Below are 12,534 nucleotides of genomic sequence, written 5' to 3'. Positions count from 1 at the left end.
TACAGCAATAGGCTATAGTAGTATTTCAAAAAGCGATCCTGCAACAAAGCCTCAACCATCCAAATATTCAAGTACTGTTCTACATTTGTAGAGGGGTTACCATGAAATCGATTCACCTAAGCGTGCAAATTAAAAAAAAACCAACACCAAAATACATATTCAGGAAGACGCTGTCGCTCAATATCTGTGCGGCGCTTTGGATCGCGCTATTCGCCGGGCCAGAAGCCCATGCTAGTCGTGTGGACAATTTAGAACTCTTCAGCCACACCAATGAAGATCACCAGAAGTTAAATTTAGACTACAACGGTTGGCGCTGGCTAAAGAAAAAGAAGACTTTGGTACTGGGTACGTCGCTTCCTGATTATCCGCCGTTGGACATATCAAGTTCCAATCGTGACTATGAGGGTATCACAGCAGATTACATGCAGATAATTTCTGGTTATCTTGGTGTAACCGTGGACGTTCGCCGTTACGCTACTCATATGGAAGCCGTGGAAGCACTGAAAACTGGCGAAATAGATTTATTGGGCAGCGCTAATCGAAGAGAAAAAAATAGAATAGATTTGGCACTGAGCAACAACTACCTCGATGATCGACTCGCTCTAATCGGCCGCATAGGCATTAGCCTGTCTTTCGACGATAAAGTCGCGCGTATTCGCTTGGCAATTGACTCCGACTATATTAGTGAGGCTGCGGCTCGGCGGATGTTTCCTCAAGCAAACATAGAAGTGTTCACATCGACAGAAAATGCTATCGCGGCAGTCGCCTTTGGACAAGCTGATGCATTTTTAGGGGATGCTATATCCTCTCAATACCTTATTTCGCGAAATTATTCCAGCCATCTCGATATTTTGGATATCGCCCCCCCGGCACAAGAAGGCTTCAGCTTTGCCATTAACGCTGATAACCCGCGTTTGCTGAACCTTATCAATACCGCCCTAGGGGCCGTGCCAGAACAGGTAAAAACTGAAATACAAACACGCTGGAGCGAAAAACTCTTATTCACGCTCCAGCCACTGGATTTAAGTGCAGACGAGAAAGATTGGATCAAGAAAAACCCTGTGGTAAATATAGCAGTGAGCCGGTACCTGGCACCCGTTTCATATTTCGACATCCATGGTAATTATTTTGGTATTACACGAGACTTGCTTAAGTTAATTGAGAGAAAAACGGGCTTAAAATTCAACATACAACCTCACCCCAACATTAGAGAAATGCAGGAAAGCTTAAAAGCGGGAAGAGTGCAAATCGCAACGGACCTGCCTAAAAACCAGGAAAACATGCAATCTTTTTTATTTGGACGTCCTTATTTAATCGCACCTTATGCACTTGTAGTACGCAATCAAAGTGCATACCCAGATACGCTGGAGGCTCTGGCAGGCAGGACGTTAAGCGTTGCGCCAGGCCATGCGCTTCTGCCGATGTTACGCGAACATTACCCGCTCATTCGTTTAAAGAACGCAGAGAATAATTTTGAGGCCCTTGCTTGGGTAGAGGATGGCTCAGTAGATGCAACAATCCTACCTGCACCTATTGCCAGCTACAATTTGCGTAGCCGCGATAACTCACTGAAAATTGCATCGATTATAAACTCTGCACCTGCGACAGCGTCGCTCAGTGTACTTAAGGGGCAAGGTCAGCTTTACGCAATTCTCGATAAAACCATAAGAAGCATCCCGCCAGATGTTATTGATTCTGTTACCAACCGGTGGCGCACAAACGCAGTTATTGCGCCCCCATCATGGCGCGACTATCGTCAGATTATATTTAAATCCGTAGTTAGCACTATCACACTATTGACTATCGCATTGGGTTGGGGAATTTACTTACGTCGGCAAATCATGCAACGCAGAGCAGCCGAAAGAGAACTCAGCAATCAGCTTCACTTTATGGAAGCCCTGATAAACGGCACGCCGCATCCAATTTACGTGCGGGATTTAGAAAATCGCCTATTAATTTGCAATGACAGTTACGTAAAATCGCTTTCAAACGAGGGTGATATTGCTCGTGGTTTAAGTTCAGCAAAAACCTCATTGGAAAGGTCGGCGGCCTATGAAAAGGATTGCCAAACTGTATTGCAGACAGGCCAACCTCTTTTGCGTGATCGAGAAGTTTACATTGCTGGACGTCATCAAACTATCTATCACTGGATGCTACCTTTCTCTAACTCTGAAGGTGCCAATCAAGGCTTAATCGGAGGTTGGATAGATATAACTGAGCGGCACTTGCTTCTGGAGGAGCTCAAACAAGCCAAAAATGATGCTGATGAGGCTAATCGGACCAAAACTACATTCCTTGCGACTATGAGCCATGAAATCAGAACACCTATGAATGCGATCATAGGATTGCTGGAATTAAGCTTGAAACGCGATAAAGAAAAATATGACCGCTCATCAATAGAAGTCGCCTATCATTCCGCCCGCGGCTTGCTTGATTTAATTGGTGATATACTCGACATTGCCCGTATAGAGACAGGTCACCTTAGTCTGAATCAAGAGCGGGCCAACCTAAAGGACCTAGTAGAATCTGTTATTCGAGTATTCAGTGGACTGGCCAAGCAAAAGAACCTAACTCTAAAGTTAGACATTAACGAAAGTATAAATTACGACGTATTGGTTGACCCGCTGCGCTTTAAACAAGTACTTTCCAACTTAATCAGTAATGCGATTAAGTTTACCGAAAACGGCGGGGTCGATGTGGTTGTTCATTCTTGCTTATTAGCAGATGATCAATTACAGGTCGAATTTTCGGTCAATGACACCGGTATTGGTATATCTGCTAACGATATAGCGCGCTTATTCCAGCCATTTACCCAGATAGGTGGAACGAGACAGCACGCCCGCTCTGGTACAGGATTAGGATTAATGATTTCCCGTAATCTATGTGAAATGATGGGAGGCCAATTGGAGCTCGACAGCGAAATCGATCAGGGCACACAAGCCATTGGCCGACTGACACTGAACGTGCTCGAACCACGGCAGGAAAAGAAGGCCGAAGTATTAAACAGCTCCGCAGCCAACCCGGCTCCAATTTTAGGTGTATTAGTGGTTGACGACAACTACGCCAATCGATTGCTGTTGAGTGAACAGCTAATATACTTGGGGCACTCCGTGCATCTTGCTGAAAATGGTGCTGAAGGCCTTGCATTATGGAAACAGAAAATATTTGACGTCATCATTACCGACTGCAATATGCCAGTGATGAGCGGATATGAGCTTGCGAAAGCAATACGCGTGATTGAGAGCGCTCAAAACCGGGTGCGCTCTATCATTTTAGGATTTACTGCTAATGCTCAACGTGAGGAGCGCGAGCGGTGCATATCGGCTGGCATGGATGACTGCCTATTTAAACCAGTGGAGCTGGATACCTTAGAGCGTTTCATCAAACGCTCCGCAATAGCCATTCATGACGAAATTAATTATTCTGAATCCAATAAATTTGACTTGAATACCCTTGAGCACCTTACCGGTGGAGACCTCAACATATTAAAGCGTGTGCTGGATGGATTAATTAATAGTATCACCGATGATTTAGAGGAATTACGACGGCTTAATAAAAACGACAATCTGCGTGGCTTATCCGAGCTTGCTCATAAAATCAAGGGCAGTGCTCGCGTTGTTAAGGTTCGCAGTCTGATCAAGCACTGTGAAGCTTTGGAAGCTTCCTGTCACCTTGACCCGTCAGATTCTAATTTACCGGCCGTGGTCCTAGCCCTTGATCAGGCAATGGTAGGATTAGAACGCGATCTGATTCGCCAGAGAAAAAAACACTTTGAGTAGGTGGACTGAAGCACCCTCTCCCGCGATGTACTCATTACGGCCGTAACGCCGATCCTTGGATATAGGCGGCCAATTGTTTGCCCGCCTTACCGCTTAAAGGCACCTTAAACGTTGTATAAACCCTGCCTACAACTGGCGCTATTATCTTTCCGCCGCGCGACACAATTAGCGCGCCTAGAATTTTCCTACTGTCTTTCAGCCCCTTCCGCCATGGTTAAGTCTTACGAGTTCTTGTAGAATTCTTATTCCAACTAAGGTGTAGACGCATGATAGACTCGAACAGTGTGATAATTATTGATAAACACCCGATCGTGCGACTGGCAATCAGAGCGGTGTTAGAAAGACGAGGCATTAAAGTTCTGGCCGACATCAGCGACGGAGTAGACGGTCTAAGACTTGCGAACCTGTATCATCCCGATCTTGTAACTTTTGATATTGGCCAAAATCAAACAGAGGGGTTAGCAATTATCAAACAAATGTCTTCGTTATCGAATGCTCCTAGCATGTTAATTTTTTGTACATATCCCGCAGTGCCTTGCGCAGAATATTGTTTACGGGCCGGCGCCTCCGGTTTTGTCAGTAAGCGCGCAGGCATACGCGACTTCCTTAACGCAATCGAAGCAATCTTCGCCGGTTACGATTATTTTCCATATTATGGCAGCGTCAAGCTTGGTCCAACCCCAGCAACGAAATAATCTAGAGTTCAGTTGACAGAGCTGGATGGGTATTACTCGCGCCCCATGCCATGAAGACAAGGTACGCGAGAAATTATGTAATGGATTGCTTGGACTACATCAGCAGGGCAAGCATAGGATATTCTCAGTTGTTTTTTCTCGGTCTAACACAGACCCGCCCATAGCCTTGATTTCCCCAAGCACAGCATCCAGTTTAACTCTTCCTGCATGACATTCAGCTCCAAGCTTTTCTGAGAGCTTTGCGTACCCATATATATAACTTTCTCGCGGATCGGGCATTATGGAACGTCTTCTTATTTTTTCTAGGACGGGATGACGGAATGTTTTTGAGAACCCCTCAATATCCTCTGCCACATTGGCGGAACCAAAGAAACCATTTCCACCTAAAAGTTCAAGTACTGCACGCTGTTTTTCGTGCGCAGTCAGAGTCCCCTCGGTATAAATCACGCTGAGCGGATTGTTAGGCCCCCCTTTCTCATTCTTAGCTGTGGCATCCGTATAAGGCGCAAACTCTTCAAACACTTCAACCGTAGTTGTCAATTTGCTGCACAGAGCAAGGCCGGCCTCGCTAAGCCGCCCGTTGTCAAAAAATAGAGTACCGAATTTCAGGGGATCTTCTTGTGCGCACTCCATCAACAGCCTATAAACTGCAGGCGCCACTGTGTACACAATTTTATTCGTGGGCCTAGCGAGACCGGATAGGTTGTTACGCTGTGTATCGCAAATGGCAAGAGTGTACGCCATCGCCACGATATCCTCGCATGCTGCATTATCCGGAATTGAAAGTGCACCACTTCTCAACAGGCCTTCAATGACAGTACCAAGCCCGGGTTTTCCGTCTCTACCTATATTTGGCATAAAATCGAAAGCTGTGCCGCTGGGAATAACCGCAGCCGCAACCCGGCAAAGACTTTCTTGCCCCGTAACGTCGACCGTTGCCTCTTCGGCCAAGGTCCCCAAGGCCGCAGCCGTGGCTATCTCATTCAGCCCCCAATGCTGTTGATTGCCAATGCCAGTGCCATCTTTTTGTAGTATTTGAACGTGATCATGAAAATATGCGAGAAAACCGGCTAGACGCTCGAAAGAATGCCCTTGGAAAAAATGCAGTACGTCACTCTGCATTTCTTGTGCGTGCGCCATTCGACCGCTTGAATGGGTAGCTTTGTGATAAGACAGACGCAACGCATTCAGAGCGCCATCTAATGCGCTCTGATCGAAATGACTTTGGATTTTTTCTATAGCGCGCTGCGCTTGTTCCAAGTCGATATGAGTCAGACTGGCCAGCAAATTATTTGTGAGGCTGCTGACAATTTTATGTTTATCACATTGGTCGGGCGTGACTTCGCGTACTTGTTCCAGTAAGTTCTCTAAGTGGCCCGCCATGATCGCTGATGCTTGCCTATACGATGCACACAACGTAAGAATATTTCCAAAATGTTCGGAACAAAACTCATCTAGCTGGCGGCTGGAAATCCCTAGTACATTACGAATACTGCACGATGTTCGCACTGGCAGATCTGAAGTCGTTCTGGGAAACACGCCTACTGGCGCTGACCCGGCGCCAACGTTTTTAACATTCATTTATTTTGCCTCAAGACGCCAAATGAGACCCGAAAGTATCAATAGCGTCTGAAGCAGGCTTTCAAATAGCGCTCATGACAGAGTGCTCTACCGCAAGCGGTTGTTTAAACGTTCATACCAGTGAATTTCTTTTCGCCAGTTCAGCCAAGCTTACAAGGCTAGAGGCGTTCAATTTTTCAAGCAAGCGTATTTTATAAGAGCTGATCGTTTTGTTGCTGATCAGTAACTCATCAGCTATTTGTTTATTCGTGTATCCCAACGCCAGATAACGAAGAACGGTGAGCTCTCGATCGGTCAGCGTACTTAGCAATGTAGCCTCGTCAGATTTCCCTGCGTCATTGCGAACGTCATTGAGCGTTTGGCTAGGAAAAAAACTGTAGCCCGACAACACTGCACGCACACCAGCGAGTAGCTCCGCTGGATCCTCCTGCTTAAACACAAAACCGGCAGCCCCAGCCCGCATGCACCTGTGGGCAAGGTAAGCAGGTTCCTGTGCACTTAGTACCAGGACTTTTGGCGGCGTTGCCAATGTCTGGATACGAGCGATTACCTCCAACCCATCGAGGTTCGGAATACCTATATCAAGCAGCACCAGGCCAGGATTCAGCTCTCGAGCTAAACTGACACCATCGACCCCATTGTCCGCCTCCCCCACCACCTCGTGCCCGTCACGCTCCAACAACAAACGAACAGCTAATCGTAGTATCGGATGATCATCAACAATCAGTATTTTTCCCACTGTCTACACCTGATAATGGTATTAAAAGATTGACTGCGCCCGCGACCTCTGAAGTGATCAGGCGCGATGTCGTCCACATTGTGAGCTCACCATTCGGGCAGCTCTTCAGCCACCATGAATATTTGCTGCATATATTCCTGAACCATAAATTTCGCCGAAAAAACACGAGATTGAGCCTCTGTGACACTCTTATATAGCGCTGTATCTTGAAGACTATCCTCTTTTAGGCGCTGCAGGGTCAAGGCCAAAACTGCAGCCTGGGTTTCAGTGGTGCGATAAGGATGCGCTCCATCAGCCTCAAACGCGCGTAAGCACTCATAAACTGTTGCGCCGCTCAAACCATCGTCTGCTATAGCCAATAACCTCTGGTAGAACGCTTCGAAATTAGGATCATCCAAAGAGGTTTTGGATAGCGCACCAACTTCAAGCACACGCTGATCCAGATCAAGGATCGCTTCTTGAGCGGCGAGCACGGCTTGGCTACCAGCGGGGCGAATGGCACCAATGTTCATTCCATGATCCCTTTATTCAAACAAATCGACTCATCCAACCCGGTAAACCGCAAAATAGCAGACCGGACCTCGCCAGAAATCCGCCCGCACTGCTCCGTCAATAGGCCTAATTTCACCATCAATTCCGGGGCCAGTTCTTCGCCGATAGCCCGACCATTCAGCTCGGCAAATTGTTGGTCACAACGAAATCGGTAATATTCCCCGTCGACGAATTCGACATTCATTGTGCCACTCCAATGCAAGCGTAGACGAGCCACAAACTCCTCACCACACGCATCCAAGCGTTGAGGCAATACCACGGTCATAGCTTGGTCCGAGCTGGCGTCGGCTCTGCTCTCTTTCAGCCATCTGGCAAACATGGCCTCCAAACACTCAGGCCGGCCCAGCAAGTCCGCGACTAAATCAACAGCAGTACGATGCAAGATCACCTCTAGACGCTTCTGAAGAGCACTTGCTTGGCCCACTGCATGCACGACATCTTGCGCCAGGACGCAGACGCCCTTGTCATACCCTTGGCGAAAAGCATGCTGATGAATTGCATCCGCTTCGCACTGAGCCGCGTGGATACGGCTATTGGCTTGAGCAATCGCCTGGTCAAGAATGTCGACGGCCTGCGTTTGCTTCTGCAGATGCACTGAGGCGACCCAGACGCTATCCTCAATCAGAAGGTTATCGTGAATGGGAATAATTCTGATCATTTTGTAGAGCCAATTTAAAAATTAATAGATCAGCAGAAGGTATCGGCTGGGTTCCCTGCAGCTCGACTATTTTCTCAGGGAAGAGTAGCGGCAGCCGTGCTACCAGTGCCTCAGGCACCCACTCTCTCCACGCCAGCAATGCGGAAAGCCCACATGCCTGGACTTGGGCCACAGACACCAAAGACGTTTTTTCCTCTTCGCGGGCTTCACGAAGCTTATAGGCTGCGAAGGCCTGGGCTTGCTCAGGCAGGCATAACCAAGTCCCTCCTTGCGCCAGGTATTGACGCAATTGCTGCGCCCCCAGAGCCAGAGCAATATGAGGCAGGCGGTGCCAATATCTCACCCAATGCGCATACACAGAATCAACCTCCGGCGTAGCCGGCATCGCATTGGGTAGTGCGTCAAGAAAAATCCCATTAAGCGCGCTCCGTTGCCGCGCAGAACTAAGATTGATTGTCCTGCTCAGACGACTTGGATGTAGGTAGGCCAAAGGATCAAACATGATATGTCTCAACCGCGGGGCAAAATCCATCATAGGTCCGCCTTAGTTTGGCGCCGCTTTACTGACCAATACCAATAAGCACTCGATAGGCCGCCTAATAAGACCATCAGAATCAGACCGCCCAGCAGGTAATTCTTATTATGATTCGTGGGTGCCGCTGAAGGCGCAAAGTGCTGAATTTCGCTTTTAGGTGAAAGCACAACTGAAATATCGTCGTAACTGACATCCGAAAAACTGTTTTTCAAAAACCGCTTGATATCACCGATCAATAGTTGTGAGTCTACACCCCGCTCATGCACGATCAGGGCAGAAAGATGTATGGGCGAAGCCTTACGGCCTCCTTCCCCGGCATCTAGGTCATAACTGACGTGCACCCTGGCCCGGACAATCTTTTCCAGTGTGGCCAATGTTTGTTCCAGGCGTTGCTCCAAGGCTGAGAACAATCTGGCTTTCTCTGCTCGGGGCGAAGCAACCAGCGAATCCTGTGGGAACATTTGTGCAACCTCAAGCCGAGGCTTGGGTGGCAGGTCATGCAATTGTAACAAGTCAACTGCAGCGGTAAAATCCAACTGGCGGACGTGGACGCTATAACCATTCTTGCCCTGATCGACTTTGACCGCCTCAATATTGTTACGCTGCAGTACAGCGATAACAGCATTTATCTGGTGCTGATCTAATCCGTCCAGCAGATCCGCCTGACGACAGCCTACCAACCCCAAGAACACCAATCCGAGTAATAGCCACCGCAGCATCATGAGCGCATCAATGCCTCAACGGCCCCCACGGCCTTACGTGTAAGTGTACTGACCATGGAGATATCGAGATTATAATTCGCGGTTTGCTGTTGCAGTTCGAAGAGAACCTCTGGGTCGCTGAGCATTCCCGGACGCGACAAAATTGAGTTGATTGCGGATACATAGTGTTCTGCTTCCACGCTTTTTTCAGAAAAGGCCTGGATAAGCCGGCCCTCCAAAGATTCTGACGCATCACTGGCGGGGTTGTTTAAAAAGCTCACCTGTGCGCTAGGAGAAGCGATTAGTTCTAAGCCGGACATAAATACACTCTAAACTTAACCAGCCCCGGTACGGGGCCCCAAGATGTGAAAAAAGGAGATCAATTAAGCACTAACGGAAGTTTTGAATAATCGCAGCATCAATATCTTTGAATACCTTTACGGTGTTCGATTGTGCGTTACGAAACAAATTATACTCCGACAACCGAGCTTGATAATCAGCAAGTAGGGAGGGATCTGAAGCATCACCCTTTAGCTTATCCAATGAAGCATCCAATTCCTTTTTAAGATCCGTCACCGACTCATCGAAATCTTGTGAAACTTCGGTCAACCAGCCACTAGGCGCTGCCGGTTTAGGGCTATTAGTGTTTGCCATGTTTTATTACCTCAAATTTATTAAGTCGGTGCGGGAAAATACCAAGAAGACGGACTCATTTTTATATAACCTTGTGAACCTAGCTGATAGGACTTGCCTTTCAACCAATCGTCATCGAGTTCTAGCGCAAATGAAACATAACGTCCTCCCCATTGCTGATAAAACGACTCAACCAGCTCGCGTACGTTATTTAGTTCACCGTCATTCAACGCACCTCTAACCTTAAACGTGACGCCAGCCGGGTGATGCATTCGTTCAAATGGAACAGCCAAGCGCTGCAAACCATCTTTTGCCAGTGCCTCTAGCTCCAGGTCGCTGCGTCGCTCGATTTTTACTGACTGCACATAAGGCATGTCCTTTAACAAGAAAGTCCTAAGCGCCTCGCCAGCGGCCAGGTCTAAGTGAGCACGCTCCTTACTCAGAACCAGACGGGGAAATTCAGGATTATTCAGATCGAGTCGATGGAATGCTAAACCGGTGTAATGACGAAGCAACTCGCCTTCAACACGCTTTGCTTCCTCGCGTATCGACCTCACATCGATGCCAGTACTATTGTTTCGCATCATGACCTGTCGCCCCCAGCTCAGCTCGCGCTCGCTTGAAGCAAACATGTAAATCTTGTCATCGCGGCCTTTAATAATTCTGTAAGGGCTGCTGACCCCGCCAACGACAGACTTCACACTCACCACTGGCGTTGGCCGGCTTTCCCACCAGAAGCAGGCGATCAATACTACGCCACTTAGTAGCATCGCTATTACGCTCTTCACCGAGAGCCTATTAGAAATTGTCCGTGCAAACGTTTCGGGCGCAGGCTCGTCAAACAAACCGTCAACCCAGTCTGCATCCATCGGACGTAAAGCAATACGCAAACTACCTACACGGTGAATGACTTGATAAGTTAAAGATCGCTCTACTACTTCCTCACCGAATATACGCACCATGACGCCAGACTGTGCAGTTTCTTCAACAAGCACTTCAAAATTACTACTACTGCCCTCCAGCGGTATATAAAATGAGTGCTCAGGAAAGGAAACGGCTGATTCATCGTTGAAAAATTCTCTTTCCATACCGACGACGAACAGGTTTTGTTTATCACGCAACTCATACTCACAGCCGCACAGCGGCCCATCCAGAACACGTAGCACGCAACCGAAGTTCGTGGTGCCTTGCTCTTTTTCGCCTAACAACATATTGCCCTTCCACCGTTTTACATCGCGCGATATGGACATAGATTAATGCCAACTCGATATTAAATCTTGATGGATAGAAGTATTATCCATCAAGATTCAAATCACTGCGCATCATGTGATAACGCTCCTGGACACGCTTGGCATAACGCTGCCGTGACGTTGCCCTAGAAGCAGAACCTCCAGCGTTGTAAGCGCCGACAGCTTCCCAGCTATAGCCAAAGCGCCCAATAAACTCTTTCAGTATTGAGGCACCCACAGCGATGCTCAAGCAGGGGTCATTTAATAGTCGGCCTTCGTCGATACCCATCTCACTGAGCCACGGTAGATGGCGACTATTGATTTGCATTAAACCAATATCCCGCGAACCATCATGGTTATGATTCAGCGCATCTGTTCGCAGCGAAGACTCGACTTGTGCTATAGCAAAAAGAAGCTCTGGTTCAATATCGTAGGACGCTCCCACCTGTTCCCAGCAGAAAGCATCCGCCCAAGAAGGCCTTGTCAACAGTAGCAGGCCGACCAAGAGATATCGGGTCAAAGCAGCCTCCCCGCGAACCTGGCCGACTCTCGCAGGCGTCTTTGGCTGACAAGACAAACAGGACACTCTTCAAAAAACCTGGATCCACCGGACAATGGTGCGGCGCTCGAATGGACTGCAAGTTCAACTTTTTTATATATTCTCATGCTTAGGCAGCACTCCGACTCGCCCCAGAAGTGAACCGTTCAATAGGCTCTGGAGCGGAGGGATTCAATCGGCGCAGTGTCAAGGTGCCGCATTGGTTGACCAGCTCTAAACACATACGTCGACCGTTCTGCAATCCACCCAGCTCATCCAGCATTTGAGTGTCGCAGATAAGTGCGGTGACACTAGACGGCGCGTGAGCGGAATCTGAACGACCACTACTGGCACCATTCGGGGTTAACTTCACAGAGTGCGCAATCGCGATCGAGTGCGTGGTTTCAGGTATGGATATAACAGGCCGAACAAACCGATAGCCTTTGCCATAGATGGTTGCGATATAACTTTTGCTATCTGAAGAGCGCAGTATTTTGCGCAAGATATAAATACAACGGCTAAGAGACTCCTCCCCCACCGCCTGATGTGGCCAGATACTATCCAGCAACCTATCCTTGCTCAGCTCCCGCCCCTCAGAGGCAAGCAATAGTTCAAGGAGCCTGGATTCTTTAGGAGGCAAATGCACACACTCACTGCCTAACCAAAGACCTCTGTTTTTTCTCCAAACCCACTTTCCAAATGCCACATCTTCAGTAAAAGAAGGATTAACTATGTCAGTCACTTTTCTAACCTCGCCAGTATAATGCGCCGCCAAAACGACTACCCAAAATCGATGGAGCTATACTAGAGGCAAGAAAGGCGCCGGGTGGATAAGAAACGACCACAATAGCGCCGGAAACATCCAGCACGACACAAGAAATTTCTGACGCGCTA

At 48.1% G+C, this 12,534-nt stretch carries 13 protein-coding genes; 2 read left to right on the top strand and 11 right to left on the bottom strand.

All coding sequences use genetic code 11. From position 1 onward, the window contains the following. Window positions 1–101 precede the first annotated feature (101 nt). Complete coding sequence (locus C4J89_RS10610) at window positions 102–3,779, top strand: ATP-binding protein (RefSeq protein ID WP_124414353.1); 3,678 nt, start codon at window positions 102–104, stop codon at window positions 3,777–3,779. 266 nt (window positions 3,780–4,045) lie between these two features. After that, window positions 4,046–4,474 (top strand): response regulator, encoded by a 429-nt coding sequence (locus C4J89_RS10605; protein WP_124403768.1) that lies wholly within the window; start codon window positions 4,046–4,048, stop codon window positions 4,472–4,474. A 99-nt stretch (window positions 4,475–4,573) separates the two neighbouring features. Here C4J89_RS10605 and C4J89_RS10600 read toward each other — a convergent pair whose 3' ends face one another. The 11 genes from C4J89_RS10600 to C4J89_RS10550 form a co-directional block, all read right to left on the bottom strand. Continuing rightward, the gene (locus tag C4J89_RS10600; RefSeq protein ID WP_124406856.1) at window positions 4,574–6,055 is read right to left on the bottom strand and encodes a hypothetical protein; all 1,482 of its coding nucleotides are present in this window, start codon (window positions 6,053–6,055) and stop codon (window positions 4,574–4,576) included. A 112-nt stretch (window positions 6,056–6,167) separates the two neighbouring features. Next, window positions 6,168–6,794, bottom strand: a complete 627-nt coding sequence (locus C4J89_RS10595) for a response regulator transcription factor (RefSeq protein WP_124362279.1) — start codon at window positions 6,792–6,794, stop codon at window positions 6,168–6,170. Between the two features lie 86 nt (window positions 6,795–6,880). Continuing rightward, window positions 6,881–7,306 (bottom strand): hypothetical protein, encoded by a 426-nt coding sequence (locus C4J89_RS10590; protein ID WP_124403765.1) that lies wholly within the window; start codon window positions 7,304–7,306, stop codon window positions 6,881–6,883. Further along, entirely contained in the window at window positions 7,303–8,004 is a 702-nt protein-coding gene (locus C4J89_RS10585; protein ID WP_124403764.1) for a hypothetical protein, read from the bottom strand. The genes C4J89_RS10590 and C4J89_RS10585 overlap by 4 nt, the downstream gene beginning before the upstream one ends. Beyond that, on the bottom strand, window positions 7,976–8,539 hold the full coding sequence (locus C4J89_RS10580; RefSeq protein ID WP_124403763.1) for a secretion system protein: 564 nt from the start codon (window positions 8,537–8,539) through the stop codon (window positions 7,976–7,978). Before C4J89_RS10580 ends, C4J89_RS10585 begins: the two co-directional genes overlap by 29 nt. After that, window positions 8,536–9,258 carry an EscJ/YscJ/HrcJ family type III secretion inner membrane ring protein gene (locus C4J89_RS10575; protein ID WP_124405789.1) on the bottom strand — a complete coding sequence of 241 codons (723 nt, stop codon included), beginning with the start codon at window positions 9,256–9,258 and terminating at the stop codon, window positions 8,536–8,538. Before C4J89_RS10575 ends, C4J89_RS10580 begins: the two co-directional genes overlap by 4 nt. Then, a complete protein-coding gene (sctI, locus tag C4J89_RS10570) occupies window positions 9,258–9,560 on the bottom strand; it encodes a type III secretion system inner rod subunit SctI (protein ID WP_124403762.1) in 303 nt (100 codons plus the stop codon). The genes C4J89_RS10575 and sctI overlap by 1 nt, the downstream gene beginning before the upstream one ends. 70 nt (window positions 9,561–9,630) lie before the next feature. Next, a complete protein-coding gene (locus C4J89_RS10565) occupies window positions 9,631–9,894 on the bottom strand; it encodes a type III secretion system needle complex protein (RefSeq protein WP_124406855.1) in 264 nt (87 codons plus the stop codon). A 20-nt stretch (window positions 9,895–9,914) separates the two neighbouring features. Continuing rightward, window positions 9,915–11,084: a PrgH/EprH family type III secretion apparatus protein gene (locus C4J89_RS10560; RefSeq protein WP_164487529.1), complete on the bottom strand. Its 1,170-nt coding sequence runs from the start codon at window positions 11,082–11,084 to the stop codon at window positions 9,915–9,917. Between the two features lie 82 nt (window positions 11,085–11,166). After that, window positions 11,167–11,622 carry a transglycosylase SLT domain-containing protein gene (locus C4J89_RS10555; RefSeq protein ID WP_124362271.1) on the bottom strand — a complete coding sequence of 152 codons (456 nt, stop codon included), beginning with the start codon at window positions 11,620–11,622 and terminating at the stop codon, window positions 11,167–11,169. 148 nt (window positions 11,623–11,770) lie between these two features. Continuing rightward, entirely contained in the window at window positions 11,771–12,382 is a 612-nt protein-coding gene (locus C4J89_RS10550) for a winged helix-turn-helix domain-containing protein (RefSeq protein WP_256657474.1), read from the bottom strand. Window positions 12,383–12,534: the final 152 nt, after the last annotated feature.

Source organism: Pseudomonas sp. R4-35-07 (genome assembly GCF_003852235.1).
Classification (GTDB): domain Bacteria; phylum Pseudomonadota; class Gammaproteobacteria; order Pseudomonadales; family Pseudomonadaceae; genus Aquipseudomonas.
This window is presented reverse-complemented; position numbering and strand designations above follow the sequence as displayed.

Coding starts and splice junctions, on each gene's coding strand:
- C4J89_RS10610 (WP_124414353.1), top strand. CDS start 102: ATGAAATCGATTCACCTAAGCGTGCAAATTAAAAAAAAACCAACACCA.
- C4J89_RS10605 (WP_124403768.1), top strand. CDS start 4,046: ATGATAGACTCGAACAGTGTGATAATTATTGATAAACACCCGATCGTG.
- C4J89_RS10600 (WP_124406856.1), bottom strand. CDS start 6,055: ATGAATGTTAAAAACGTTGGCGCCGGGTCAGCGCCAGTAGGCGTGTTT.
- C4J89_RS10590 (WP_124403765.1), bottom strand. CDS start 7,306: ATGAACATTGGTGCCATTCGCCCCGCTGGTAGCCAAGCCGTGCTCGCC.
- C4J89_RS10585 (WP_124403764.1), bottom strand. CDS start 8,004: ATGATCAGAATTATTCCCATTCACGATAACCTTCTGATTGAGGATAGC.
- C4J89_RS10580 (WP_124403763.1), bottom strand. CDS start 8,539: ATGATGGATTTTGCCCCGCGGTTGAGACATATCATGTTTGATCCTTTG.
- C4J89_RS10575 (WP_124405789.1), bottom strand. CDS start 9,258: ATGCTGCGGTGGCTATTACTCGGATTGGTGTTCTTGGGGTTGGTAGGC.
- sctI (WP_124403762.1), bottom strand. CDS start 9,560: ATGTCCGGCTTAGAACTAATCGCTTCTCCTAGCGCACAGGTGAGCTTT.
- C4J89_RS10565 (WP_124406855.1), bottom strand. CDS start 9,894: ATGGCAAACACTAATAGCCCTAAACCGGCAGCGCCTAGTGGCTGGTTG.
- C4J89_RS10560 (WP_164487529.1), bottom strand. CDS start 11,084: ATGTTGTTAGGCGAAAAAGAGCAAGGCACCACGAACTTCGGTTGCGTG.